Here is a 24,437-nt window from a genome sequence, read left to right as displayed (position 1 = left end):
GCGAGCGCGCTTGTTGTGGCGAGCGGGCTTGCCCGCGTTGGGCTGCGCAGCAGCCCCCAATAAAGCAGAATCAGACCTGGCCTGAGGTATCACTTCTCCCCCCAACGCGGGCAAGCCTGCCAGCCACAACAAACCGGCGCCACAGCCATACCCACAACCACACCACCGGAAACGCCAGGATCACAAACGGCAACACATAGCTGGCGCGCTCCAGGGCATCTGCCGTGCCGCTCACCAGGTTGTCGCCCAGGTTGCTGAACATCCGGCTGGCGCATTGCAGTTCCTTCAGGTGTGCGGGGGAGAGTGTCGGCGATTAAAGCGGGTCTGGCGGATTAACGCAAAGCATCGTGGGGGATTTGTGTGGCTGATGGTGATAGTTGCTGCGGGGGGCCTTGGGGTACACCTCAAGCCTTACGCCAAGGAAGAACTCGCCATGATTGCTCACACAGTGCCGGAAGGTTTTGTTTCGTTGCCCCGCAGCAGTCCGTTGCTTGATCTGCTGGGGCCGGCGTACTGCCGGGGTGAGGGGCTGCAACTGGAAATCGGCCTGCGTGCCGATAATCGCCATGCCAACGGGCGCGGTACCGTGCATGGTGGTGTACTCGCGACCCTGGCGGATGTCGGCATGGGGTATGCGATGGCGTTCTCCAGCGAACCGCCGCTGCCGCTGATTACGGCGAGCATGACCTTGGATTACCTGGGGGCGGTGCAAGTGGGCGAGTGGGTTGTGGTGCGCCTGGAGCATCACAAGCGCGGGCGGCAGATGGCGTTTGCCACGGTGAGTTTGCAGGTGGGGGAGAAGGTGGTGGCGCGGGCGAATGCAGTGTTTGCGGTGCCGCGCAGTGACTAGTCACGCAGCTCCCACAAAAAGAAAAGGCCCGGTTTTCGTGGAACCGGGCCTCTTCCATGTTGCTCTTTGAATCAGCTGCGTTCGAGCGCCAGGGCCACGCCTTGGCCGCCACCGATGCACAGCGTCGCCAAGCCTTTCTTGGCGTCGCGCTTGATCATTTCATGCAGCAGGGTTACCAGCACGCGGCAGCCTGAGGCGCCGATCGGGTGGCCGATGGCGATGGCGCCGCCATTGACGTTGACCTTCTCCGCATCCCATTCCAGCTCTTTGCCTACCGCCAGCGATTGCGCGGCGAAGGCTTCGTTGGCTTCGATCAGGTCCAGGTCGCCCAGGCTCCAGCCGGCTTTGTCCAGGCAGCGGCGGGTGGCCGAGACCGGGCCGATGCCCATGATCGCCGGGTCGACGCCGGCATTGGCGTAGCTGGCAATACGCGCCAGCACAGGCAGGCCGAGGGCTTTGGCCTTGTCGGCACTCATCAGCAGCACCGCAGCTGCGCCGTCGTTGAGGCTGGAGGCGTTGCCGGCGGTGACGCTGCCGTCTTTCTTGAACGCAGGCTTGAGCTTGGCCAGGGACTCGGCGGTGGTGCCGGCCCGTGGTTGCTCATCTATGGCGAAGGCTACCGGGTCGCCTTTGCGCTGGGGAATCAGGATCGGCGTGATCTCATCGACAAACCGCCCGGCTTCGATCGCTGCAGTGGCTTTTTGTTGCGAGGCGGCGGCGAAGGCGTCCTGGGCTTCGCGGCTGATGCCGTACTTGTCCACCAGGTTCTCGGCGGTGATGCCCATGTGGTAGTCGTTGAACGCATCCCACAGACCGTCGGTGATCATGCTGTCGATCATCTTGGCGTGGCCCATGCGCAAACCGGTGCGCGCAGCAGGCAATACGTAGGGCGCCAGGCTCATGTTTTCCATGCCGCCGGCGATGATCACCTCGGCGTCGCCACAACGGATGGCCTGGGCGCCCAGGTGCAGGGCCTTGAGGCCCGAGCCGCAGACTTTGTTCAGGGTAAGGCTCGGCACGGCGTGGGGCAGGCCGGCGAGGATCGACGCCTGGCGCGCCGGGTTCTGGCCGCTGCCTGCGGTGAGTACCTGACCAAGGATCACTTCGTCCACAAGGGCCGGGTCCAGGCCGGTCTGCTCCAGCAGGCGACGGATCACGGCCGCGCCCAGCTCCGGTGCCGGGATACTGGCCAGCGATCCTTGAAAGCTGCCCACGGCGGTGCGGGTGGCAGCAACAATCACGACGTCTTGCATGGAATCTGTCCTCACTGGAAGTGCATTTCTGGAACGTGGTCCGGGACAATCAGTTTACCGGCGGTCTTGCTCACAATCTCTTCAACGCTGACGCCAGGTGCGCGTTCCTTGAGGACAAAAGCGCCATTTTCGATTTCCAGGTAGGCCAGGTCCGTCAGCACGCGCTTGATGCAGTTGGCGCCGGTCAGTGGCAGGTTGCATTGGCTGAGCAACTTGGACTCACCGTCCTTGGATGCGTGGGTCATGATCACGATGATGTTTTCCGCACCGGCCACCAAGTCCATGGCGCCGCCCATGCCTTTGACCAGTTTGCCGGGGATCATCCACGAGGCGATGTTGCCGTGGACGTCGACTTCAAAGGCGCCAAGTACGGTGAGGTCGACATGGCCGCCGCGAATCATCGCGAAGGATTCGGCGGAGGAGAAGATCGACGCACCGATACGTGCGGTCACGGTTTGTTTACCGGCGTTGATCATGTCGGCATCGATGGTTTCTTCGGTAGGAAACGGGCCCATGCCGAGCAGGCCGTTTTCCGATTGCAGCATTACTTCCATGCCCTCGGGGATGTAGTTGGCCACCAGGGTCGGGATGCCGATGCCCAGATTGACGTAAAAACCGTCCTGCATTTCGCGGGCGACGCGTTGAGCCATTTGTTCGCGGGTGAGAGCCATTATTTGTCTCCTTATTATTTGGGCTGGCGGATTATTTGCGGACGGTGCGCTGTTCGATGCGCTTCTCGAAGGTGCCGCAGATGATCCGGTCGACGTAGATGCCAGGGGTGTGGATCTGCGCCGGGTCCAGCTCGCCCGGTTCGACGATTTCCTCGACTTCGACCACCGTGATCTTGCCGGCGGTGGCGGCCAGCGGGTTGAAGTTCTGGGCGGTGTGGCGATAAATGACGTTGCCGAAGTGGTCGGCTTTCCAGCCTTTGACGATGGCGAAGTCGCCGGTGATGGACTCTTCCATCAGGTACGGGCGGCCGTTGAACTCGCGGGTTTCCTTGCCTTCGGCGACCGGGGTGCCGACGCCGGTGGCGGTGAAGAAGGCCGGAATGCCGGCACCGCCTGCGCGCATTTTTTCGGCCAGGGTGCCTTGGGGGGTCAGCACCACCTCGATTTCGCCACTGAGCAATTGCTTCTCGAACAGGGCGTTTTCACCGACGTAGGAGGCGATCACTTTGCGGATCTGCTTTTCTTCCAGCAACACGCCCAGGCCGAAACCGTCGACGCCGCAGTTATTGGATACCACGGTCAGCTCGCGGGTGCCTTTGCGCTTGATCTCGGCAATGAGGTTTTCCGGGATGCCGCACAGGCCAAAGCCACCGGCGAGCACGGTCATGCCGTCTTCCAGGCCTGCCAGTGCTTCCTCGTAGGACGCCACGCGTTTATCGAAACCTGCCATATGCACCTCTTTTATTGTTTGTGGGCCAGCCAATGACCTGAGTGTTGCGCCGACGGATTGATTTGTTAAGTTGTTTTTTAAGGTTGATTGATTTAGAAAACAGCATAGTCGACCCGCCGTCCGGAGCAGTCTCATGACAGTTAAACAGATGCGTGCCTTTCTCGCCGTGGCCCAGAGCCTGAGTTTTGCTGCTGCCTGTGAGCGGTTGCACCTCTCACAATCGGCACTGAGCCTGACTATCAAGGGGTTGGAAGAAGGGCTGGGCGGGCGCTTGTTCAGCCGTAATACACGCAACGTCGCGCTAACGCCGGAAGGTGAATCGCTGTTGCCGCTGGCGCGCCGGCTGATCGCGGATTGGGACAACGCCGAAGATGAACTGCGCCAGCGTTTCACCCTGCAGCGTGGCCGAGTCACGGTGGCTGCGATGCCGTCGTTTGCGGGCAACTTGTTGCCGCCGATCCTGAAGATATTCCGCGCACGTTACCCCCAAGTGAATGTGACGGTGCATGACTTGATCAATGAGCAGGTACTGGAAATGGTGCGCGACCGGCAGGTGGAACTGGGCGTTGCGTTCGAGCCGTCTGAAGGTTCATCGCTGGCCTTTACGCCGCTGTATCTGGACCGGTTTATTGCTGTCGTGCCGGGTGATTCACCGTTAGCGCAATGTACCGAGATCGATTGGAAAACCCTGCTGGAGCAGCCGTTCATCACCTTGCAACGGCCGTCCACGGTACGGGTGATGCTGGAAGAGCACCTGGGGACCTTGCAGATGAAGTTGCCGGTAGCGCTGGAGAGCCATCAACTGGCGACGGTGGGCAAGATGGTCGCCAGTGGCTTGGGCGTCAGCGCCGTACCTGCGTTGTGCGCACGGCAGATGATCGAGGCGGGCGCCCATTGCATCACCTTGAATGATCCGGTGATTGAACGGCCGATTGGGGTTCTGACAAAACCCGGGCATGAACTCTCGGCGGCGGCGCAGGTGTTGTTTGATATTTTTTGCGATGAAGCGGCGAAGGGGCGCTTTCCAACTTTTTAAACGCACCCAAATAAGTGTGGGAGCTGGCTTGCCTGCGATAGCTATTTAACCTTCAACCTAAGTGTTGAATATTAAACGGTCATCGCTGGCAAGCCAGCTCCCACAGTGAACGAGGGGTTCTTAGTAGTAGCGATCGATCACTTTAACTTGCGAGCTGTCTTTGAAAGAGGCCCAAGCATTATTAAGTGTATCGAAGACCTGCTCGATAAAGTTGCGATCGGCGGCCGCCTTCTTGCCGACATAGCCCTGGCCGCGGCGGTACACCTTCAGGCGCGCTGCCAGCTCACGGTGGTTGCGATCGAACTCAGCCTCTTCGGTATTGGGCTCCAGGCAGTCAAGTTGCACTTCGCCCGATTTACCAATCCACAGGATATGGTCGTCGAGTGTGTCTTTCTGCGCTGCGAACATCTCAGCCAATTCATCGATAGTTGGTTGGTTGTTCAGATTCATGTGTAAGCCCCTTGACCAGTTGGCGATCTATCAGTTGATTCCGTTAAAACTGCTTAGTTGTCTCCGGTTTGGAAAACCGGGCGTCAGTGACTGTCTGCCGAATACGGGCAGGGTCTTGAACCTGATGCATGTAGTTTTGCTGATGAACTGCTACGCAATGGTTTCATAACGAAGACAAGCAGCGTTTGAGCTCCTTGTACCGATCCTTGCGGGCCGGTCAGCTTCATCAATCTGCCTTGTGGGCAGTGCACATCCGGAAAAAACAGCTCGGCGGTCAGACGAGCTTGTTCAAAACACGTGTTACCAACGCTCCCGATCCGGGAGACGTCTCGATAATGCAAGGACAAAAAGGATACGTCAACGATTATGTAGTGATTTTTTTAAAGCACTACATAAATCCTAGTGGGGGCGGGGAAATGCCGGAAAACGTGACTTGGGCGTCATTTTTTGAAGGTTTGGTTCGAGTTGAAATCTGCACTTTTGGCAAACGGGCTAGTGATGTTGATCGGGCTTTTGTGGCGAGCGGGCTTGCCCGCGCGGGCGCGCGCAGCGGCCCCAAACCAGGCGCCGCGTTATGTCTGACACTCCGCGTTCTGCCTTATTGGGGCTGCTTCGCAACCCAACGCGGGCAAGCCCGCTCGCCACAATAGAGGCGGTGTTCTTTATCCTAATCGTGCGACTAGCAGTGGCAACAACGTCTCACACGATGCCTCGATCTTCACCTGCAGCAGCTCATCCCCGCGGGTCTTGCCGAGATTGATGGCGATCACCGGCTTACCCTGTTCGACCATCGCTTTGCAAAGGCGAAATGCCGAATAAGCCATCAGTGATGAACCCACTACCAGCAGGCCCTCTGCGTGCTCTACAGCGGTCATCGCCCTGGCCGCAGTCGCCGGTGCGACGTTCTCGCCAAAAAACACCACATCCGGTTTCAGCCGCTCACCCGCGCAATGGGGGCAGTGGGGGACCTGGAAGTGTTCTTCAAACGTCGGGTCGAGCAAGGTGTCGCCGTCGGGCGCCTGTACCGCATGAACCTGTGCCAGGTAAGGGTTGTCGACCTCCATCTGGCGCTGAATCACGTCGCGGGTACTGCGCAGCTGGCAATCCAGGCACAGCACGCGATGCAGGCTGCCGTGCAGCTCGATCACATCATGGCTGCCCGCCTGGTCATGCAGTGTGTCGACGTTTTGCGTGATCAACCCGCTGATACGCCCGCGTTGCTGCAGCGTCGCCAGCGCCAGATGGGCCTTGTTCGGCTGTGCAATGCGCACCCGTGGCCACCCCAGCATGGCCCGCGCCCAGTAACGGCGTCGTGCTTGCGGGGTGGCCAGGAACTCCTGGTACATCATCGGCGCCTTGCCCCGGCGCACGCCTTCGCTGTCGCGATAATCGGGGATGCCCGATGACGTGCTGATCCCCGCACCGGTCAACACCAGAAAGCGCCGTTCAGCCATGGCCCGGTGCAGGGTGTCGAGGTGGTCCTCTTGATGTTCCAGCGTATCGAGCATGGGTTCCCCTATTCGCCGCGGATGTACTGCTCCAGTTGCTTGATCAGGTCAGCCTGTTCGGCAATGGCTTCCTTCACCAGGTCGCCAATGGACAGCAGGCCCAGCAGTTGACCATTTTCGACCACGGGCAAGTGGCGCAGGTGACTGTCGGTCATGATGTTCATGCACTCTTCGACAGACTTATGAGTATCGACGGTGATCACAGGGGAGCTCATCACCTCATCGACCCGTGTGGTGACCGACGACAGGCCCTTGAGGATGAGTTTGCGTGCGTAATCACGTTCGCTGATGATCCCGACAACTGTGCCTTCCTTGACGACCGGCAAGGCGCCGACGTTTTTCTCGGACATCCGCACCAGCGCTTCAAACACGGTGTGATCCCATTGAATGGTGTGGACGTCCTGGTTCTTCTGGTCCTTGGCTTTGAGCACTTGTGCGACGGTTTTCATGGCGGCCACTCCGGTGTTGTTGTTAGGAAGTCAGCGAGTCCCCTACAGAATCCTAGACGCGCTACGGCGCGGCAAGGTCCAAAGCGGCGTTAAACCCGTCGAAAAACGTCATTCGCCGGATTTTTTTGACGTTTACCCCACCTTTGTCGGTTTTTTGGCCCGCTTGGGGCTGGCGGCTGCTTTGCGGGGTGCGGCCTTGCGTTTGTTTTTCCATGGCGTAGCACCTCGGCCGGCGGGGCTGGCCGGCCCGGTGATGGTCATGCGCATGCCATTGCAGCGCGCCACTTGCTTGCTCATCCAGGCCGCCTGTTTGGCGACAAACTCTTCCAGGCTCATTTCACCGCTTTGCACCATGTCCAGTGCCTGCTCCCAGATTGCGGTGGTGCCGGGGTCGGCAATCGCCCGTGGCACGGCGTCGATCAGGCTGAACGCTGCGGGGGTGGCCGACAGGGCTTTGCCGTTTTTCACCAGGTAACCCCGGTCCAGCAACCCCTGGATAATGCCGGCGCGGGTGGCTTCAGTGCCGATGCCGGTGGTGTCCTTGAGCTTTTGCTTGAGTAGCGGGTCTTCCACCAGTTTGGCGACGTTTTTCATCGCCTTGATCAGGTCCCCCTCGGTGAAGGGCTTGGGCGGCTGGGTCCACAGGTCTTTGAGATTGACCTTGGCCACCGCGTAATCCTGGCCCTGCACCAGCGTCGGCAAAGCCTGCGGGGCTGGTGCTTCTCGACCTTTGGCGGGGGCCAGCGCCTCGGGCAAGGCGCGTTTCCAGCCCGGCTCAATCACCACTTTGCCCACCGCCCGCAAGGCTTGGCCCGCGCAGTCGAAATCCGCCTGGGTGCGATCGTATTCATGGTTGGGCAGGAACTGCGCCAGGTAACGTGCGCGAATCAGGGTGTAGACCGCACGGTGTTTGCCCGTGAGTTGCCCGACATCCTTGCCCGCGCCCGTAGGGATGATGCCGTGGTGCGCGCTGACCTTGGCATCGTTCCAGGCCCGCGAGCGGCGCAGAGGGTCGATATGCGGCATCAGCTCGTGCACGGCCGCATCCGCACGGCCGAGTGCGGCCAGAATCTTCGGCGCATCACTGTGCTGGCTTAGCGGCAGGTAGCCGCAATCGCTGCGTGGGTAGGTGATGACCTTGTGGGTCTCGTAGAGTGATTGGGCGATGTCCAGGGTTTCCTGGGCGCCGAGCCCCAGCTTCTTGGAGCAGATTTCCTGCAGCGTGCCGAGGTCGAAGGGCAGGGGCGCCACCTCGCGCATGCGCTCGGTGCGCAGCTTGACCAGCCGCGCACTGGCGACATTGCTCATGGCGTCGGCCGCCTCCCGGGCCAGTTGCGGGTTAAGGCAGCGGCCCTGGTCGTCACAGGCATCTTCGGCCGCACGCCACTGGGCGGTGAAGGTCATGCGCTCGTGGCGCAGGTCGACATCGATGGCCCAGTACGCCACCGGCACAAAGTCGGCGATGCTGCGGTCGCGGTCGACCACCAGCCGCAGGGTCGGGGTTTGCACCCGGCCCACCGGCAACACGCCCCGAGTAGCCGGATTGGCGCCCCAGCAGGGTAAACAGGCGGCTCATGTTCATGCCGATCAGCCAGTCGGCGCGCGAGCGACCCAGGGCCGAGTGATACAGGCTGAAGGTTTCGGCCCCCGGCTTGAGTGCGGCCAGCGCCTTGCGAATGGAGGCGTCATCCAGTGCCGACAGCCACAAACGCTGGATCGGCCCGCGATAACGACAATGCTCGACCAGCTCACGCGCAATCATTTCACCTTCACGGTCGGCATCGGTGGCGATCACCAGCTCCTGGGCTTCCCCCAGCAAACGCTTGACCGCCTTGAACTGGCTGGCGGTCTTGGGCTTGACCCGCATCTTCCATTTGTCCGGGACAATCGGCAGGTCGGCCAGCACCCAGCGTTTGTACTTGGCGTCGTAGGCGTCGGGCGGGGCAGTTTCCAGCAGGTGGCCGATGCACCAGGTGACCGTGACCCCATTGCCCAGCCAGCAACCGTCGCCGCGCCGGCCGGCGCCGAGCACGGCCGCGATATCCTTGGCCTGGGAGGGTTTTTCACAGAGGTACAGTCGCATGGTCATCACATCAGATCGGGTTGATGCCTTGCAGGATGCGCAGTGAGAAGGATTTGAGCAACCATTATCTGTATGGATGTACAGCTTAAAGTTACAAGCTACACGCTACAAGTAGAAGGCAATCTGCTCTTACTTGCAGCTTGCAGCTTGCAGCTTGTAGCTTGCAGCTTTTAGCTGCTTCAGTTGCTATTGATATCCACATGCCGGGTTTCTTTGAGGCAGAACAACCCGACAATCAGGCTCACGCCGGTCACTACCACCGGGTACCACAAGCCATAGAAGATATCGCCGGTGTACACCACCAAGGCAAACGACACGGTGGGCAGGAACCCGCCGAACCAGCCGTTACCGATGTGGTAGGGCAGCGACATCGAGGTGTAGCGAATACGTGTCGGGAACAGCTCCACCATCAACGCCGCGAGCGGGCCGTAGCACATGGCGGCGATCAGGATCAGCACCACGATCAGCACCACCACCATCACTTTGTTGACCTGGGCCACATCCGCCGAACTCGGGTAACCGGCCAGGGTCACCGCGCCGCGCAGGGCTTTCTCATCAAAGCCGTCGATGCGTACGTCACCTACGCTCACCTGCACCGGGCTGCCCGCAGGGGCGGCGGCGCTGCTGTAGGGCAGGCCCTGCTTGACCAGGAAGGTTTTGACCTTGTCGCACGGGCTGTCAAATTTCGCCTTGCCCACCGGGTCGAACTGGAAGGTGCAGGTGGCCGGATCGGCCAGCACCGTGATCGGTGCCTGGCGGCTGGCCTGGTCCATCGCCGGGTTGGTGTAGTGCGCCAGGCCCTTGAAGATCGGGAAGTACAGCGCAGTGGCCAGCAGCAAGCCCAGCATCAGCACCGGCTTGCGGCCGACCTTGTCCGACAGCCAGCCGAACAGGATAAAGAACGGCGCGCCGATCACCACGCTGATGATCAACAGCATATTGGCCAGTGCCGGGTCCATCTTGAGGAACTGCGTGAGGAAGAACAGCACATAAAACTGCGCCGCATAAAACGTTACTGCTTGCCCGCCATTGATGCTGAACAGCGCAATCAGCACCACCTTGAGGTTTTCCCATTTGCCGAAGGACTCGCGGATCGGCGCCTTGCTGGTCTTGCCTTCCTCTTTCATTTTCAGGAAGGCCGGCGACTCATGCAGGCTCATGCGAATCCAGGTGGAAATACCCAGCAGCACAATCGAAAACAGGAACGGAATCCGCCAGCCCCAGACCTCGAACTGGTCACCGGTGAAGTAACGGCAGGCCAGCACCACCAGCAACGACAGCAGCAGGCCGAGGGTGGCGGTGGATTGAATCCAGCTGGTGTGCAGGCCGCGTTTGCCCGTCGGCGCGTGCTCGGCCACGTAGGTGGCTGCGCCGCCGTACTCACCGCCCAACGCCAGACCTTGCAGCATGCGCAGCACGATCAGGATGACCGGCGCTGCGATGCCGATGCTGGCGTAGGTCGGCAACAGCCCGACGCAGAATGTGGCCACGCCCATCAGGATGATAGTGACCAGAAAGGTGTACTTGCGCCCGATCATGTCGCCCAGGCGGCCGAACACCAGCGCGCCGAACGGGCGCACCACAAAGCCTGCGGCAAAGGCCATCAAGGCAAAGATAAACGCCGTGGTGTCATTGACCCCGGCAAAGAACTGTTTGCTGATCACCGCCGCCAGGGCGCCGTAGAGGAAAAAGTCATACCACTCGAACACCGTCCCCAGGGAGGAGGCGAAGATGACCTTTCTTGATTCGTTGCCGGTACTCGCGATAACCGCCGAGCCCAGGGGTTGAGCATGTTCTGACATCGGGTAGCCCTCACAGTGATTATTTATTGTTGTTCCACTGTCGGCGCCAGGTGCGGCGCCGCTATTCAGATTGCATGAACCAGTTCTTTCTCCGGGGCGAGACTCCTTGTGGTCGGCGAAAGGATCATCTGCGCGGCTTTTTCCGCGATCATCAACGTGGGTGAACAGGTATTGCCGGAGGTGATGCGCGGCATGACCGAGGCATCGGCGATGCGCAGCCCCGGTACGCCATGCACGCGCAGTTGCGCGTCGACCACCGCGTCCTTGTCGCTGCCCATGCGGCAGGTGCCCACCGGATGGAAGATTGTAGTCCCGATCCGTGCGGCGGCTTCGTGCAACTGCTCTTCGGTCTGCAGCGCATCCCCCGGCAGGTATTCCACCGGCTTGAACTGACTGAGGGCCGGCGCAGCCACGATCCGCCGTGTCAGGCGAATGGCATCGGCGGCCACTCGCAAGTCTTCCGGATGGCTTAAGTAGTTGGGCCGGATCAACGGTGCATCCGCCGGGTTGGCCGAGCGAATATCAATGCGCCCACGGCTTTGTGGGCGCAGGTCGCAGACCGACGCGGTGAACGCCGGGAACGCGTGCAGCGGTTCGCCAAAGCGCTCCAGGGACAGCGGCTGTACATGGTATTCAAGGTTGGCCGAGGTCTGTTCCGGGCCGGAGCGGGCAAACGCGCCAAGCTGGCTGGGCGCCATCGACAGCGGGCCGCTGCGGTCATACAGGTAGCGCAGGCCCATGCCCATCTTGCCCCACACGGTGCCGGCGATCTGGTTCAGGGTGCGGGCGTTTTCCAGCTTGTAGATCAGCCGCAGTTGCAGGTGGTCCTGCAGGTTGCCGCCGACGCCGGGCAGTTCATGCAGCACTTCGATGCCCAACGGCTTGAGCACGCTGGAAGGGCCGATCCCCGAACGTTGCAGGATCCCCGGCGAACCCACGGAGCCTGCGCACAAGATGATTTCCTTGCGCGCCTTCCAGCTGACTTGTTGGCCGTTTTGACGTGCGAGTACCTGGGACGCGCGGCCGTTTTCCAGCAGCACACGGTCGACGTCCACCTCGGTCAGCACGGTCAGATTGGGGCGCTGGCGGACCGGCTTGAGAAACGCCTTGGCCGCATTCCAGCGCACCCCGGCCTTTTGGTTGACCTGGAAGTAGCCGCAGCCTTCGTTATCGCCCTGGTTGAAATCACTGATCGGCGCAATGCCGCTTTGCGCCGCTGCGTCGCGGAACGCATCCAGAATCGGCCAGTGCAGGCGTTGTTGCTCAACCCGCCATTCGCCGCCGTCGCTGTGGAACTCCGAGCCGCCGGCAAAATGGTTTTCGCTCTGTTTGAATAACGGCAGCACGTCTTTCCAGGCCCAGCCGGGATTGCCCTCGGCCGCCCAACCGTCGTAATCCTGGGCCTGGCCGCGCATGTAAATCATGCCGTTGATCGACGAGCAGCCGCCCAGCACCTTGCCCCGTGGATAACTCAGCGCACGGCCTTGCAGGCCCTCTTGGGCTTCGGTCTTGAAGCACCAGTCGGTGCGCGGGTTACCGATGCAGAACAGGTAGCCGACGGGGATATGGATCCAGGGGTAGTTATCGCGGCCGCCGGCTTCGAGCAGCAGCACGCGATGGGCGGGGTTGGCGGACAGTCGATTGGCCAGCAGGCAGCCCGCGGGGCCGGCGCCTACTACCACGTAATCGTATTCAGCAGCTGCAATGGGCATCTGAGGTCTCGCTTGTTTTTCTTATTGGCTCCATCCTAGTTGTTAGTTTTCGTCTTAAAAATGTTAGTTTTTACCCAGCTGCTGTGCGTTTTTAAACAACTGGGTAAAAATCAAGGTGAGCACTGCTGTGGCGAGTCAGCGTGTTGTGGCAAGCCCGCTCGCCACGGGTATTTTTGTCCAAGGGAGGGAGGCGATATGTTCGACTGGAATGATCTGCGGTTTTTTCTCGAGTTGCAGCGCAGCGGCCGCCTGCTCACCGCCGCGCAGCGCCTGAAAACCACGCATGCCACGGTAGCGCGGCATATCGAGGCGATCGAAAAGAGCCTGGGCACCGCGCTGTTCGTGCAGCACGCCCAGGGCTACGAGTTGACCCCGTCCGGCGAAGCCTTGCTCAAACACGCCGAAGCCATGGAAAACGTCGCGCTGCTGGCCGAAGACGAACTCACCCATACCGCCGCGCCCCTGGGCAAGATCCGCCTCGGCGTGGCCGAAGGGTTAGGTGTGATGTTCCTGGCCGGCCGCATGGGTGGGCTGTTCGAGCGCTATCCCGGGCTGGAAGTGGAGCTGCTTGCCGTGCCGCGCTTTGTCAGCATCCTCAACCGCGAAGCAGAAATCAGCATCCACCTCGAACGCCCCAGCGTCGACCAACTCGTCACGCGCAAACTCACCGACTATCGCCTCGCGCTCTACGCCAGCCGCGCTTACCTGGCGCGCAACCCGCCAATCGAAAAGCGCGAAGACCTCGCCGCCCACTCATGGATCGATTACGTCGACGACCTGCTGTTCAGCCAGGAACTGAAATTCCTCAGCAGCTTCTGCCGCAACCCCAAGGTGGTGTTCCACAGCACCAGCGTGATCGCCCAGCACCAGGCTGCACGCTCGGGGTTGGGCATCGCCGTGTTGCCGTGCTTCATGGCCTCGGGCGATCCGGACCTGGTGCCGTTGCTGCCGGGGGAGGGATACAGCGCAGCTACTGGATCAGCTCGCGCAGGGAACTGCACAAGCTCGGTGCGGCTGCGGGTGTTGTGGGATTACGTGGTGGAGTTGTGCGCGCGGGAGCAGGGGTTGTTGCTGGGGGAGTCCACCTGAAGACACCGGATCAAAATGTGGGAGCTGGCTTGCCTGCGATAGCGCAATGTCAGCCAAACATTTGCTGTTGATACACCGCTATCGCAGGCAAGCCAGCTCCCACAGCTGATCGGGGTGCGATGACTATTATCGTCAATCGCGCAATTCAAACGCCGCACTGCCCAACCGCTCCCCATTCACCAACACATGCACCGCATGCTTGCCCGGATAGTGCTTGCGCGTCGTCAGTTCACGAATATGTTGCTCGCGGCTGATGCGTTGCTGCTCACCCGCACCCAGGGTAAATGCCTTGAGCTTGAACACCTTGCTCGCGCTGTGCCCGGCGCTTTTCACGTAGTCGATGGCGTAGTCCACCACCAGCTTCTGCGCGGTGTCGGCGGTGGATTGCAGGGTGAATGACAGGTTGATCCGCTCGCCCAGGCTGATCACTGCCGGGGTGACGCTCAGCGCACCGATCCTCACCTCGGCCCTGGCGCCCGCGCCCATGATCGTCAGCGCTCGGGTGTTGCCTTGCTTGATCAGGCTGCGCAGCGCGTGGCGGGCAATCCAGGCGGTGTGGGGGTTGTCCAGGTTCCAGCCTTCGATCAGGCTGAGCACCCAGTCGGGGTGGTCCTTGGTGATGTCATTGAGGTGATTGGCCACGGACTTGCGTACATACAGGCTGCTGTCGGCCTTGAGGTTGTCGAGGATCGAAGCGCACAGCTGCGGATTGGCCTGTACTTCGGCCAAGCGAAACGACCAGGGCAGGCGCGGCCGCGAGCCCTCGCTGGCGAGGCGGCGCACGTGTTCGTTGGCATCCAGCGACCATGCCTGGAGCACCGCCAGGGTGCGTTTGAAGTCGTGCAGCAGGAAGTGGCGGATGGCGAATTCGGCGGAGCCAAAGGCGGTGAAATATTTGAGCGCCGCCATGGAACGCTTGAAGTCATCCCGGCCGTAACTCGCCACATAGTGCGGCAGGAACAGGCTGACAAACCCGCTGTTCAGGCGCGGGGCCAGCGCGTAAAGCAGCTTGAGGGTCTGCGGATAATCCAGCGCAATCACCGCGTGCAGGCTCTCGCTGACCCGCGCCATGCGTTGCATCACCGACAGCTCGGCAAGCCCTGCCGTGGCGTGCTTGAGGAACCCCTTGGTGTCGAACGCCGGGTACACCGCGCGCATTTCGGCGGCGATGTGTTGCAGGCGTTCCAGGTTGAAGATTTCCTTGAGGGCGGGGGCGCTTTGCTCGGTCATCGATGCTCCAAAAAGGTTAGAGAAACCAGCGATATTCGCGCGCATTGATCTCGTGTTGAAAGGCCAAGTGGTCCTGGCGTTTGTTTTCGCAGTAGACGTCGACAAACTCGGCACCCAGCTTATCGCGCACTACCGGCTGATGCTGCATGGCGCGCACCGCCTCGAGCATTTCCAGGGGAAGTCGGCGCCGCTGTTGCGGTCCTCGTTCAGCGGCGCGATGGGTTCGCGCTGGGCTTCAAGCCCATGCTCAAGCCCGGCCAGGATCGCCGCCAGCACCAGGTAGGGGTTGGCATCGGCGCTGGCCAGGCGGTGTTCGATGCGCAGGTTGCGCGGGTCGGACTCAGGGATGCGCACGCACGCATCGCGGTCTTCAAAGCCCCAGCTGGCGCGGGTCGCGGCGTTTACCGTGCCGCCCAGGCGGCGCAAGGCATTGTGGTTGGGCGCGAAGATCGGCATGCAGTGCGCCAGCAGCTCCAGGCAGCCGGCCACCGCATGGCGCAGGGGTTGCTGTTGATGGGCCGCCAGCAGGTTATTGCCCGCGCCGTCATACAGGCTGACATGCACATGCATGCCGCTGCCGGGAAATTGCAGGTAAGGCTTGGCCATGAAACTGGCGCGATAGCCGTGTTTCAGTGCCACGCCGCGGGTGCTGCGGCAAAACAGGGCGGCCCAGTCGGCGGCGCGCAGGCCGTCGTCGAGGTGGCCAAAATTGATCTCGAACTGGCCGGGGCCGAGTTCAGCGGTGATCACCGTAATGTCGATGCCCTGGGCCTTGGCGGTTTGCGCCATATCGTCCAGCACCTCACTGAAGCGCGACAGCCGGTCGATATGCAGGGTGGGCTGGTCGTCGGCGTCATCGCTCAGCGGGTCGCGGGCGAATTGCGGCAGGCCGTTGTCGAGTTTTTTGTCGAATAAGTAGAACTCCAGTTCAAACGCCACCACCGGGTGGATGCCTTTGTGGTGCAGGCGCTCCAACACCCTGGCCAGGACTTCGCGGGGTTCGAACTCGATGGGCGCGTCGGTGCCGTCCGAGGTGATCAGTATCTGCCCCAAAGGCTGTGATTCCCAGCTCACCGGTTTAAGCGTGCCCGGCACCAGGCGGCGGTTGGCGTCCGGGTCACCGTCGTGGAAGCAGTAATCACCAATCTTGAACAACCCACCTTGAGCCCCCAGCAGCACGGCGTTTTGCGGCAGCTTCAGGGGGCTGCCGGCGGCGACTTTTTCGAGCATGTCTACCGGGTAGCGCTTGCCGTAGAAATGCCCGGGAATGTCCAGGGCGATCAGGTCCACATAACGCACGTCGGGGTGGTTCTGGCGAAAGGTCCGGACTTCGGCCAGCAACGTGGAAGGTTGGCTTTTCACAGGTGTTGCTCCTAGTTGTAAACCCACAGCACGCGGGCGGGCAGGTCGGTCAAGTTGGCGTAGCGACAATGGGCGAAACTGCCCAGGTGGAAGCTGTCACCGGGGCCCAGGGTGACCGGCTCAGCTTCGTCCTCAACCCACAGCGTCAGCTCACCCTCCAGCACAAAACCGGCCTGTTCGGCGCGGTCGCTCATGGTTTGCCCGCCACTGCTGGCGCCGGGCGCCAACAGGCTGTCGAGCATCGAAAACGCGCCGTTCATACTCGGCGAGACCAGAATGTCGGTGATGCCATTGGCGTAGTACACCGTGCGCCGCTCGTTGGGGCGGGTCACCCACGCCACGGCCTTGGGTTTGGGCAGGCTGTAGAAATACGTGGTGGGCACATCGAGGGCATGGCTGATGGCGGTCAGGTCCGCCACGGTCGGGCGCGACAGGCCGCGCTCCACCTGGGACAGGAAACCCACCGAACGCTCGATCTTTTGCGCCAGCTGGGCGAGGGTAAGCTTCTTGTGCTTGCGCAGGTCGTGGATCAGGATCGCGAGGGCTTCAAGTTCTTCTTGCTGGTTCATGAAATTTATGTCGAATAATTTCATGAAAAATTACAGGATTTATTTCATGCCAGCAAGCGCGGCTGAATGATTCCTCAGCGCTGCGGTCGGAACCTGGGTACGCATCATTCATTGAAGGAGCACCCATGAAGTCCAAAACCCTAGCCGCCTGCCTGTTGGTCGCCGCCAGCCTGTCCACCGCCAGCTTTGTCGCACAGGCCGGTGACACTCCGCAGGAAACCGTGAAGCCTTCGAGTATCAACACCCGCGATCTGAAAGAGGGCGACCGTGCCCCGGACATGCTGATGCGCAAGGAATCGGCCGTCAGCGACTGGAAAAAGCGCGGCCTCAAGCAGCCTGAAGCCGACAGCCAATGGGCGCGGGTGGGCGACAAGTTCGTGCTGCTCAAGACCACTAACGGCACCATTCTTGAGATCACTCCCGTCAAGAAATGACCCGCGTTTTTTGCCTGTTCTTGCGGTAAGGTAACCGGCCTCGATTGTCGCGTTACCTTCAAAAGAAAGAGAGCAGGATGCTTGCCACAATAAGAAACTACCCCCGCACCGTGAACCTGTTGCTGTGCGCCACGTTGATGCTCACGCTGGCCAAGGCGATTACCTTTCCCTACCTCGTTATTTACCTCACCAGCCACTTCGCCCTGGACATTACCCAGGTCGGCCTGGTGATCGGCAGTTCGCTGATCGTCGGTTCATTGCTTAGTGTGTATGGCGGCTTTCTGGTCGACCGCATCAACAGTTATCGGCTGCTGCTGGGCTTGAGCATGCTGTTTGTAGTGGGCTTTATCGGCACGGTCATCGCGCAGAATATCTGGGCGTTCTACAGCTGCCTGATCCTGATCAACCTGGCGTATGCGGTGATTGACATCGCGGTCAAGGCCGGCTTTGCCAGCCTGCTGCCCGAGGATGCGCGCAGCGAAGTGTTTTCCATCAAGTACACCCTGACCAACATCGGTTACGCGGTGGGGCCATTTTTTGGCGCGATGGTGGCCAAGCTGGATATCAGCCTGCCGTTTATTTTATCGGCGCTGCTGGGGGCGGGGTTTTTCCTGCTGTACTGGCGTTGGGGCGATCGCACGCTGGCCACCGCCGAGCCCGCGCAAAAGCCGGTGTCGTTCCTCGCTGTTGGCCGCGTGTTGTTACGCGACCATCGCCTGGTGTGCTTCACCCTCGGTGGTTTGCTCAGCGCCGTGGTCTTCGGCCAGTTCACCGCCTACCTGTCGCAATACCTGGTGACTACCACCAGCGCGGAATACACCTACACCGTGATCAGTGCCGTGCTTACCACCAACGCGGTGTTGGTCATCGCCTTGCAATATGTGATTGGCCGACGCATCTCCCACCGTCACCTGAGCCAGTGGCTGATCTTTGGCTTGAGTATGTTTATGTTGGGGCTGGTCGGGTTTGCGCTGTCCACCAGCGTGCTGTGGTGGGTGCTGGCGATGGCGGTGTTTACCGTGGGGGAAATTATCGTGTTTCCGGCCGAATACATGTTTATCGACCGGATTGCCCCGGATCACCTGCGGGGCATGTACTACGGCGCGCAAAACCTGTCCAACCTCGGTGCCGCCCTGGGGCCGGTGTTGTGCGGGCTGGTGTTGGCCAGCCTGCCGGCACACTACATGTTCTACATGCTGGGGGCGTTTATCGTCGCGGGCGGGGTGTTCTATTTCATTGGTTCGTCGTTGAAGGCAAGTCTTCCAGCGTGAGCTTGCCCATGTTGTTGCTTTGCAGCTCGTAGCGCAGTTCTTCCACCATCTTGTCCACTTCCTGCGAGGTCTGCAGCCGGTTGGTGCTGATCCCCGTCACCACCAGGTCCACCCGGCCGGTGTCGGCGTCATAGACCTTGAGGGTCAGCGACGCGTCGCGGCACAGCGTGAACTCGCACGTCAGCGGCGCCAGGCCTTCTTCGATGCAATTTCGCAGTTGAGAGAGCGTAAACATGTGGGTTCCTTCAAGGTGTCGTTACTCGACGGCACAGGTTCAAGGCCCTGTACTCACCCCTTGAAGGTTAAGGATTACGCCTACGCGCCATAAGGCGAATTCGCACTAGCCGCACTAGTGCATTTGTACTTTTATCGGGTGTTTTTTACCCGCAGTTCACCGGCAAACAGCCCGCGTTCACGGGCCCACACGATAGCGGCACTGCGGCTATGCACCCCCAGTTTGGAGTACACCGTGGCGACGTGGTTGCGCACGGTATTGGGTGCCAGTTTAAGGCGCGAGGCGATCTCCTTGTCGGCCAGGCCCTCGCAAATCAACCCCAGCACATCGCGCTCGCGGGCAGTCAGGTCGGTGAAGGCCACGTTCGGCAGGTTGGGGCTGTTGACGCTCTTGGCGTTGGCCAGCTTTTCGATCAAGGTCTGGCTGAACCACGAGGCATCCTGCATCACTTCCTCGATTGCCGCGACCAGTTCCAGCTCCGAGCGTTTGCGTTCGGTGATATTCATCAGCACCAGCAGGTAGCAGGGCACGTCCTGGATGAGCACGGTGTCGGCGGAGACCACGCAGTCGATCACCTCGCTGCCTTTCTTACGCACTTTGAGGTCCTGGCCTTCGAGATTGCCGGCCTTTTCCAGGGTGGCAAATAACTGGGCGCCCGCCTGGGGGCTGTCGATGAAGTTGATGTCTTCGATGGCCTTACCGATCAGTTCCTCACTGATATAGCCAGTGATGTTCATAAACGCTTCGTTGATATCCACCACCTGGCGGTTGGCGGCACTGCACACCAGGGTCGGCACCGGCGTCAGACGGAACGATTTGGCGAACCGCTCCTCACTCTGGCGCAGAGCGATCTCGGCCTTGCGCCGTGGCTCCAGATCGGTGAAGGAAAACAGCATGCAGTCTTCCTCGTTCATGTCCAGCGGCTGGCCGGCAACGATCACCAGTTTGCTGCCGCCTTCGGGCAGGCGCAGCTCGGCTTGCATCTGCGGGATGGTCGCGCCTTCGCCCAGGCGCTGGATGGCCAGGTCTTTGCGCTCAGCCTGTTCCAGCACGTCCAGTTCATACACCGAGCGGCCGATGACCTGGTCGCGGTTGTAGCCGGTCATTTCGAGGAAGCCCTGGTTCACTTTGATATAGCGCAAGTCGCTCAAACGGCAGATCACCGCAGGCGCCGGGTTGGCGTTGAAGGTCTTTTCGAAACGCTGCTCAGCGCTGGCCCACTCGGTGGCGTCGCTGAGGATCAGCACCAGCAATTCGGGCTCACCCTGGGAGTCGCTGATCACCAGGCTGCGCAGGCGATGCACCCAGGTTTTGTCGGCGTCGGCTGTGGGTGTGACCTCTACCACCACATCACTGAATTCATCACCCGCTGCCGCGCGGGCCAGGGGGTAGTTCTCCAGCGGCAAAGGGTGATTGTTGCGGTAGCGCAGGGCGAAGCGTTCGGCGTATTCCTGCGTATTGGCGCCCAGTGCCGCGACGTCCTCCACGCCGTGCATGGTCAGTGCGGCTTCGTTGGCCCAGAGAATAGTCTGGTCGACCTCGGCGAGGATGATCCCGTCGGACAGCCCAGAGATGATCTGCTGCAACTGGCGGCGGTTGGTTTCTTTTGCGAGGACGTCCTGGCTCATGGTTTCTCCCGGAAAAAGGTGCATTAAGCCTACGACAGACAGGGCTCAGGATAGTGCAAAGAAATTGCACAGAGGGCAGTGCGAATGCACCAGTGGTTGTGGTGCATTTGGGCCAGGACTGAACGTATGTCGTTTCGCCACACTCACACCCATCAAGGCACATTGCCTTGCTCCTATAACGTGTGAAGGATCTCTGTATGACCACTGTCTATGAAACCAATCGATCGTTGTTTCGTGTGTCCTGGAGTTCGGTATTGGCCGGTAGTGCAATTGCCCTGGTGACCTATCTGGTGCTCAGTGTGCTCGGCACCGCCATTGGCGCCAGTGCGGTCAACCCGATGCAGGCCGGTAACCCGTTGAGCGGGTTTGGCACCGGCGCCGGGATCTGGTTGTTCGTCTCCACGCTGGTGGCCATCGCGCTGGGCGCATTCGTGGCCGGGCGCACTGCACCGGATCGCGGCGGCCTGCACGGCGTGCTGACCTGGACCCTCACCACCTTGCTCACCACTTGGTTGCTGGCGGGCCTGGCTGCCAGTGTGGTCGGCACCGCCGGCAACGTGGTGGGCAAAGGCCTGTCGGCAGCCGGTAGCGGTATTGCCGCCGCCGCCCCTGGCATTGGCGACAGCGTGAAGCAGCAACTGAACGAGCAGGGCATCCAGCTCGACTGGAACAGCCTGCAAGGTGAGCTGGATACGTTGCTCAAGCAAAGTGGCAAGCCTGAATTGGACCCCTCCAACGTCGAACAGAAAACCGATCAGGCAGCCGCCGATGGCAAGCAATCGGCGACTGACGCAGCAGCCAATCCTGCCCTGGCCGGTGACGCGCTGAAACAGTGGTTCGAGCGGGTAAAAGCCTCCGGCGAGCCTGCCTTGAACGCCGCGGATAAAGACGCGCTGGTCAACATCGTTGCCGCCCGCACCGGCAAGAGCAAGGAAGAAGCCACGCAGATCGTCGACAACTATGCCCAGGCCTATCAGCAAGCCATGCAGAAGGTGGATGAGCTGAAACAACAGGCCGAGCAGAAAGCCCGTGAAGCCGGTGAGGTTGCAGCCAAGCAACTGTCCCGTGCGGCCTGGAGCACCTTGGCCATGTTGCTGCTGGGCGCGGCCTTGAGCTTCTTTGTAGGGCGCATCGCATTGACGACGCGTCGGGTGCCTTTGGCCTGATAGCGTTTGCAGCAAGGATGCTGCTTTTCATTGGCCGCCCGCATGGCCTGCCTTTTTGTGGCGAGCGAGCTTGCTCGCGCTGGGGCGCGAAGCGGCCCTGATCCAGTCACCGCATTCCTTCAGTCCAGGACGCGTCGACAGGGTTTGGGGCCGCTGCGCAGCCCAGCGCGAGCAAGCTCGCTCGCCACAGGGTTTCGGTGTGTTTAGTGCGGCTGTACGTGCGCCACAGGTCGATCCATCCTCACGCTTGCCAACCCCGCCCAATTCTGCGAAAACCCAAGCCCTTACTCCTTCAACGAGCCCCTCATGAGCAACGACGAACTGCAGATCACCGACACTCGCCTGGGCACCGGCAAAACCGTGGTCAAGGGCGCGCTGATCAGCACCCAATACACCGGCACCCTGGAAGACGGTACCGTGTTCGATTCGTCCTGGGAGCGGGGCAAGCCGTTTCAGTGCGTGATTGGCACCGGGCGTGTGATCAAGGGCTGGGACCAGGGGCTGATGGGCATGCAGGTGGGCGGCGTGCGCACGTTGTTTGTGCCGGCGCACCTGGCGTATGGCGAGCGGTCGATGGGTGCGCATATCAAGCCCAACAGCAATCTGCGGTTTGAGATCGAGTTGCTGGAAGTGCTGACGCGCGATGATTGAGGGCCAGTGAGCCTGGCGCTGACTGAGCCGCGTGTGCACCGCCCCTGTGGGAGCTGGCAAGCCAGCTCCCACCTTTGATCGTCAGAGTGTCCAAAATCCTTTTTCTGAACCCCTCCTGAAGAATGCTCTTATTCCCAAGGCGGATACTTTCCTACGGTTTACTCCCCCTGTAATCGCGGCGTAAAATCCGCGCGTTTTCATCAATAGCGGAGACCCTCAGTGGGTACTTGTTCGAGTGACAGTTGTCGGCAGGTTCTGGTAACCGGCACATACTTGGCAAGATAACGCGCATTTTTGCGATGCCGTTGTCTCGCCTTCCAGCGAGAAGCGGCATCCTGGCGGCGGCCTGTCCTGGCCCTTGCCTGAATCCTTCTCATCGACGCTGACCAGCACCTGATTAACCTCGGGCTGCTACGCACGCGCCTGCCGTTTACGGCGGGCGGGCCAAACTGATTATCAACGGGTTTACCCAGGGCAACTGGACCGAAGCGCTGCTACATCCGTAAGTTTGGCTGGCAATTACGCCACTGAGAACTCTCTGCCCCCGAAGAGGGGCTGTTGCGCAGCCCAACGCGAGCAAGCTCGCTCGCCACGGGGGATCGGTAAGGTTTCAAGTCGAAGGGACTTTTTATGCAAGCAATCAACAACATCAACCTCAACTCCCTGATCGATACCTTGGTCAGCCTCACCGCCGCGTTCATTCTCGGTGGCTTGATCGGTTTCGAGCGCCAGTACCGCCAGCGCACGGCGGGCCTGCGCACCAACGTGCTGGTGGCGGTGGGCGCGGCGATTTTCGTCGACATGGCCAACCGCCTGGGCGGCGCGGAAGGTGCGGTGCGCGTGGTGGCGTATGTAGTGTCGGGCATCGGCTTTCTGGGGGCCGGCGTGATCATGCGCGAAGAAGGCAATGTGCGCGGGCTCAATACGGCGGCCACGCTGTGGGCGTCGGCGGCAGTGGGCGCCTGCGCCGGTGCCGACCTGATCCTTGAAGCGCTGCTGGGCACCCTGTTTGTGCTGGCGGCCAATACGCTGCTGCGGCCGATCGTCAACAATATCAACCGCCAGCCGTTGGACGTGGTATCGGCGGAAGTCACCAATATTCTGTATGTGATTGCCCGGCGTACTCAGCAAAAAGCTGTGCTGGCGTTGCTGGAAGCCGAGCTGGCGCGCTGCAACTACCCGGCCAGCGACGTCGATGTGCGCCCGTTCGGCACGGAGGAGGTGGAAATCGAAGCCACCCTGGCCGTGACCTCGGTGGACGGTGATGAGCTGGATGCCCTGGTGGCGCGGATTTCGCTGTCGACCCTGGTGGTACAGGCGTTTTGGAGCCCGAGTACCACTGAGTAGTTATCTTTGTTGCTTGGAGGAAAAGTCTTACAAGTACTCGAGATTATCCCTTCATTTGAAATAGCACGCCGTTGTTAAGGTTGCGCGCCTCGACTGCCCGGAAACCCGGCTACCGCTTTACGTCGTGACTGTTTTCAAGCGTGTTTTTTCAAGAGGAGGGGCCTGTACTGCCTGCCGTGTTGCGCCGAGTAATCCGTACCGTTTGTCGGGACTGTTACTTTTCACAGGTAGATAGGCCTCGCGTGATATGTGAGCGTACCGATCCTCTCAGGGGAGTTTTATGAGCAACAAAGCACTCGTTGTGGATGACCACCCTTTTATACGCGCCACCGTGAAGTATCTGTTGAAGCAGGAAGGCTTCGACAGTGTCTATGAGGCGGGCAACGGCGCAGACGCCTTGCAGGTCGCCCGCGAGGAGCGTCCGGACATCATTATCCTTGACCTGGCGATGCCCAAGCTCGGCGGCCTGGAAGTGATCAGCCGGATCAAGGCGCTGGAGCTGCCTTGCAAGGTCCTGGTGCTGACCTCGTACCTGGCGATGTTTTTTTCCACGCGTTGCATGCGTGCCGGCGCGATGGGGTTTGTCGCCAAGACCGGGGAACTGGATGAGCTGCAAAAGGCCATTAGGGCGATCCGCTCCGGCTACAGTTGTTTCCCTAGCCTGCCGACCAGTTCGGTGCGTCGTGATGATCTGCAGTCCACCGAACTGGAGTTGATAGAGTCGCTGTCCGATCGCGAATTGACCGTGCTGCAAATGCTGGCCTTGGGCCTTGGCAATAACGAAATCGCCAAGAGCATGTTGTTGAGTCACAAGACCATCAGCACCTACAAGACCCGACTCAAGGAAAAGCTGCGTATGTCCTCAGTGGTGCACCTGTCCAAATTTGCGCAGCGCAACCACCTGATCTGAA

At 60.7% G+C, this 24,437-nt stretch carries 22 protein-coding genes and 3 pseudogenes; 10 read left to right on the top strand and 15 right to left on the bottom strand.

Annotated elements, in window-relative coordinates:
* Positions 1-70 precede the first annotated feature (70 nt).
* Positions 71-268, bottom strand: a pseudogene (locus LRS56_15775) (hypothetical protein).
* 165 nt (positions 269-433) lie between these two features.
* Between LRS56_15775 and LRS56_15770 the strand changes: the two are divergent.
* Entirely contained in the window at positions 434-850 is a 417-nt protein-coding gene (locus LRS56_15770; protein ID WDU60377.1) for a PaaI family thioesterase, read from the top strand.
* A gap of 71 nt (positions 851-921) precedes the next feature.
* On the opposite strand, the gene LRS56_15765 is transcribed toward LRS56_15770, so the two are convergent.
* The 3 genes from LRS56_15765 to LRS56_15755 are packed head-to-tail and all read right to left on the bottom strand — an operon-like array spanning position 922 to position 3,504.
* Positions 922-2,103, bottom strand: a complete 1,182-nt coding sequence (locus tag LRS56_15765; protein ID WDU60376.1) for an acetyl-CoA C-acetyltransferase — start codon at positions 2,101-2,103, stop codon at positions 922-924.
* Between the two features lie 11 nt (positions 2,104-2,114).
* Positions 2,115-2,774, bottom strand: a complete 660-nt coding sequence (locus LRS56_15760; GenBank protein ID WDU60375.1) for a CoA transferase subunit B — start codon at positions 2,772-2,774, stop codon at positions 2,115-2,117.
* A gap of 31 nt (positions 2,775-2,805) precedes the next feature.
* Positions 2,806-3,504: a CoA transferase subunit A gene (locus LRS56_15755; GenBank protein ID WDU60374.1), complete on the bottom strand. Its 699-nt coding sequence runs from the start codon at positions 3,502-3,504 to the stop codon at positions 2,806-2,808.
* Positions 3,505-3,637: 133 nt separating this feature from the next.
* On the opposite strand from LRS56_15755, the gene LRS56_15750 reads away from it, so the two are divergent.
* On the top strand, positions 3,638-4,540 hold the full coding sequence (locus LRS56_15750; protein ID WDU60373.1) for a LysR substrate-binding domain-containing protein: 903 nt from the start codon (positions 3,638-3,640) through the stop codon (positions 4,538-4,540).
* A 120-nt stretch (positions 4,541-4,660) separates the two neighbouring features.
* Here LRS56_15750 and LRS56_15745 read toward each other — a convergent pair whose 3' ends face one another.
* Complete coding sequence (locus LRS56_15745) at positions 4,661-4,990, bottom strand: hypothetical protein (GenBank protein ID WDU60372.1); 330 nt, start codon at positions 4,988-4,990, stop codon at positions 4,661-4,663.
* A gap of 335 nt (positions 4,991-5,325) precedes the next feature.
* On the opposite strand from LRS56_15745, the gene LRS56_15740 reads away from it, so the two are divergent.
* Positions 5,326-5,640 carry a hypothetical protein gene (locus tag LRS56_15740; protein ID WDU60371.1) on the top strand — a complete coding sequence of 105 codons (315 nt, stop codon included), beginning with the start codon at positions 5,326-5,328 and terminating at the stop codon, positions 5,638-5,640.
* Positions 5,641-5,652: 12 nt separating this feature from the next.
* Here LRS56_15740 and LRS56_15735 read toward each other — a convergent pair whose 3' ends face one another.
* From LRS56_15735 to LRS56_15715, 5 genes and pseudogenes are all read right to left on the bottom strand, one after another.
* Positions 5,653-6,498 (bottom strand): NAD-dependent protein deacetylase, encoded by an 846-nt coding sequence (locus tag LRS56_15735; GenBank protein ID WDU60370.1) that lies wholly within the window; start codon positions 6,496-6,498, stop codon positions 5,653-5,655.
* Between the two features lie 8 nt (positions 6,499-6,506).
* Positions 6,507-6,947, bottom strand: a complete 441-nt coding sequence (locus LRS56_15730) for a CBS domain-containing protein (GenBank protein WDU60369.1) — start codon at positions 6,945-6,947, stop codon at positions 6,507-6,509.
* 132 nt (positions 6,948-7,079) lie between these two features.
* Positions 7,080-9,030, bottom strand: a pseudogene (locus LRS56_15725) (DNA topoisomerase III).
* A gap of 179 nt (positions 9,031-9,209) precedes the next feature.
* The gene (locus LRS56_15720; GenBank protein ID WDU60368.1) at positions 9,210-10,832 is read right to left on the bottom strand and encodes an MFS transporter; all 1,623 of its coding nucleotides are present in this window, start codon (positions 10,830-10,832) and stop codon (positions 9,210-9,212) included.
* Between the two features lie 65 nt (positions 10,833-10,897).
* The gene (locus LRS56_15715; GenBank protein WDU60367.1) at positions 10,898-12,544 is read right to left on the bottom strand and encodes a GMC family oxidoreductase N-terminal domain-containing protein; all 1,647 of its coding nucleotides are present in this window, start codon (positions 12,542-12,544) and stop codon (positions 10,898-10,900) included.
* 195 nt (positions 12,545-12,739) lie between these two features.
* On the opposite strand from LRS56_15715, the gene LRS56_15710 reads away from it, so the two are divergent.
* Complete coding sequence (locus tag LRS56_15710; GenBank protein ID WDU60366.1) at positions 12,740-13,633, top strand: LysR family transcriptional regulator; 894 nt, start codon at positions 12,740-12,742, stop codon at positions 13,631-13,633.
* Between the two features lie 132 nt (positions 13,634-13,765).
* Here LRS56_15710 and LRS56_15705 read toward each other — a convergent pair whose 3' ends face one another.
* From LRS56_15705 to LRS56_15695, 3 genes and pseudogenes are all read right to left on the bottom strand, one after another.
* A complete protein-coding gene (locus LRS56_15705; protein ID WDU60365.1) occupies positions 13,766-14,863 on the bottom strand; it encodes a DNA alkylation repair protein in 1,098 nt (365 codons plus the stop codon).
* 16 nt (positions 14,864-14,879) lie between these two features.
* A pseudogene (locus LRS56_15700) lies at positions 14,880-16,093 on the bottom strand (glutamine synthetase family protein).
* Between the two features lie 143 nt (positions 16,094-16,236).
* Positions 16,237-16,794: an XRE family transcriptional regulator gene (locus tag LRS56_15695; protein WDU60364.1), complete on the bottom strand. Its 558-nt coding sequence runs from the start codon at positions 16,792-16,794 to the stop codon at positions 16,237-16,239.
* Positions 16,795-16,919: 125 nt separating this feature from the next.
* Here LRS56_15695 and LRS56_15690 point away from each other — a divergent pair, with 125 nt between their 5' ends.
* Together LRS56_15690 and LRS56_15685 are read left to right on the top strand one after the other, a co-directional pair.
* Positions 16,920-17,228, top strand: a complete 309-nt coding sequence (locus LRS56_15690; protein WDU60363.1) for an RcnB family protein — start codon at positions 16,920-16,922, stop codon at positions 17,226-17,228.
* A gap of 77 nt (positions 17,229-17,305) precedes the next feature.
* Positions 17,306-18,499: an MFS transporter gene (locus tag LRS56_15685; protein ID WDU60362.1), complete on the top strand. Its 1,194-nt coding sequence runs from the start codon at positions 17,306-17,308 to the stop codon at positions 18,497-18,499.
* Here the strand turns inward: LRS56_15685 and LRS56_15680 are convergent.
* Both LRS56_15680 and LRS56_15675 read right to left on the bottom strand, forming a co-directional pair.
* The gene (locus LRS56_15680; protein ID WDU60361.1) at positions 18,462-18,734 is read right to left on the bottom strand and encodes a DUF1652 domain-containing protein; all 273 of its coding nucleotides are present in this window, start codon (positions 18,732-18,734) and stop codon (positions 18,462-18,464) included. The two genes, LRS56_15685 and LRS56_15680, sit on opposite strands and share 38 nt — an antisense overlap.
* Positions 18,735-18,865: 131 nt before the next feature.
* Positions 18,866-20,362, bottom strand: a complete 1,497-nt coding sequence (locus tag LRS56_15675) for a helix-turn-helix transcriptional regulator (protein ID WDU60360.1) — start codon at positions 20,360-20,362, stop codon at positions 18,866-18,868.
* Between the two features lie 197 nt (positions 20,363-20,559).
* On the opposite strand from LRS56_15675, the gene LRS56_15670 reads away from it, so the two are divergent.
* The 4 genes from LRS56_15670 to LRS56_15655 all read left to right on the top strand — a co-directional run bounded on the left by LRS56_15670 (position 20,560) and on the right by LRS56_15655 (position 24,436).
* Positions 20,560-21,528, top strand: coding sequence for a hypothetical protein (locus LRS56_15670; GenBank protein WDU60359.1), 969 nt, complete (start codon positions 20,560-20,562; stop codon positions 21,526-21,528).
* 306 nt (positions 21,529-21,834) lie between these two features.
* A complete protein-coding gene (locus LRS56_15665; protein WDU60358.1) occupies positions 21,835-22,179 on the top strand; it encodes an FKBP-type peptidyl-prolyl cis-trans isomerase in 345 nt (114 codons plus the stop codon).
* 630 nt (positions 22,180-22,809) lie between these two features.
* Positions 22,810-23,526: an MgtC/SapB family protein gene (locus LRS56_15660; GenBank protein WDU60357.1), complete on the top strand. Its 717-nt coding sequence runs from the start codon at positions 22,810-22,812 to the stop codon at positions 23,524-23,526.
* 280 nt (positions 23,527-23,806) lie between these two features.
* On the top strand, positions 23,807-24,436 hold the full coding sequence (locus tag LRS56_15655) for a response regulator transcription factor (protein WDU60356.1): 630 nt from the start codon (positions 23,807-23,809) through the stop codon (positions 24,434-24,436).
* Position 24,437 lies beyond the last annotated feature (1 nt).

It is taken from the genome of Pseudomonas poae (assembly GCA_028869255.1).
GTDB classification, from domain to species: Bacteria; Pseudomonadota; Gammaproteobacteria; order Pseudomonadales; family Pseudomonadaceae; genus Aquipseudomonas; species Aquipseudomonas poae_C.
Note: the sequence above shows the minus strand (reverse complement) of the source record. Positions and strands in the feature narration are given on the sequence as shown.

What these genes read in the sequence shown, in the direction of transcription:
- LRS56_15770 (WDU60377.1), top strand. Translation starts at nt 434, where the DNA reads ATGATTGCTCACACAGTGCCGGAAGGTTTTGTTTCGTTGCCCCGCAGC.
- LRS56_15765 (WDU60376.1), bottom strand. Translation starts at nt 2,103, where the DNA reads ATGCAAGACGTCGTGATTGTTGCTGCCACCCGCACCGCCGTGGGCAGC.
- LRS56_15760 (WDU60375.1), bottom strand. Translation starts at nt 2,774, where the DNA reads ATGGCTCTCACCCGCGAACAAATGGCTCAACGCGTCGCCCGCGAAATG.
- LRS56_15755 (WDU60374.1), bottom strand. Translation starts at nt 3,504, where the DNA reads ATGGCAGGTTTCGATAAACGCGTGGCGTCCTACGAGGAAGCACTGGCA.
- LRS56_15750 (WDU60373.1), top strand. Translation starts at nt 3,638, where the DNA reads ATGACAGTTAAACAGATGCGTGCCTTTCTCGCCGTGGCCCAGAGCCTG.
- LRS56_15745 (WDU60372.1), bottom strand. Translation starts at nt 4,990, where the DNA reads ATGAATCTGAACAACCAACCAACTATCGATGAATTGGCTGAGATGTTC.
- LRS56_15740 (WDU60371.1), top strand. Translation starts at nt 5,326, where the DNA reads ATGCAAGGACAAAAAGGATACGTCAACGATTATGTAGTGATTTTTTTA.
- LRS56_15735 (WDU60370.1), bottom strand. Translation starts at nt 6,498, where the DNA reads ATGCTCGATACGCTGGAACATCAAGAGGACCACCTCGACACCCTGCAC.
- LRS56_15730 (WDU60369.1), bottom strand. Translation starts at nt 6,947, where the DNA reads ATGAAAACCGTCGCACAAGTGCTCAAAGCCAAGGACCAGAAGAACCAG.
- LRS56_15720 (WDU60368.1), bottom strand. Translation starts at nt 10,832, where the DNA reads ATGTCAGAACATGCTCAACCCCTGGGCTCGGCGGTTATCGCGAGTACC.
- LRS56_15715 (WDU60367.1), bottom strand. Translation starts at nt 12,544, where the DNA reads ATGCCCATTGCAGCTGCTGAATACGATTACGTGGTAGTAGGCGCCGGC.
- LRS56_15710 (WDU60366.1), top strand. Translation starts at nt 12,740, where the DNA reads ATGTTCGACTGGAATGATCTGCGGTTTTTTCTCGAGTTGCAGCGCAGC.
- LRS56_15705 (WDU60365.1), bottom strand. Translation starts at nt 14,863, where the DNA reads ATGACCGAGCAAAGCGCCCCCGCCCTCAAGGAAATCTTCAACCTGGAA.
- LRS56_15695 (WDU60364.1), bottom strand. Translation starts at nt 16,794, where the DNA reads ATGAACCAGCAAGAAGAACTTGAAGCCCTCGCGATCCTGATCCACGAC.
- LRS56_15690 (WDU60363.1), top strand. Translation starts at nt 16,920, where the DNA reads ATGAAGTCCAAAACCCTAGCCGCCTGCCTGTTGGTCGCCGCCAGCCTG.
- LRS56_15685 (WDU60362.1), top strand. Translation starts at nt 17,306, where the DNA reads ATGCTTGCCACAATAAGAAACTACCCCCGCACCGTGAACCTGTTGCTG.
- LRS56_15680 (WDU60361.1), bottom strand. Translation starts at nt 18,734, where the DNA reads ATGTTTACGCTCTCTCAACTGCGAAATTGCATCGAAGAAGGCCTGGCG.
- LRS56_15675 (WDU60360.1), bottom strand. Translation starts at nt 20,362, where the DNA reads ATGAGCCAGGACGTCCTCGCAAAAGAAACCAACCGCCGCCAGTTGCAG.
- LRS56_15670 (WDU60359.1), top strand. Translation starts at nt 20,560, where the DNA reads ATGACCACTGTCTATGAAACCAATCGATCGTTGTTTCGTGTGTCCTGG.
- LRS56_15665 (WDU60358.1), top strand. Translation starts at nt 21,835, where the DNA reads ATGAGCAACGACGAACTGCAGATCACCGACACTCGCCTGGGCACCGGC.
- LRS56_15660 (WDU60357.1), top strand. Translation starts at nt 22,810, where the DNA reads ATGCAAGCAATCAACAACATCAACCTCAACTCCCTGATCGATACCTTG.
- LRS56_15655 (WDU60356.1), top strand. Translation starts at nt 23,807, where the DNA reads ATGAGCAACAAAGCACTCGTTGTGGATGACCACCCTTTTATACGCGCC.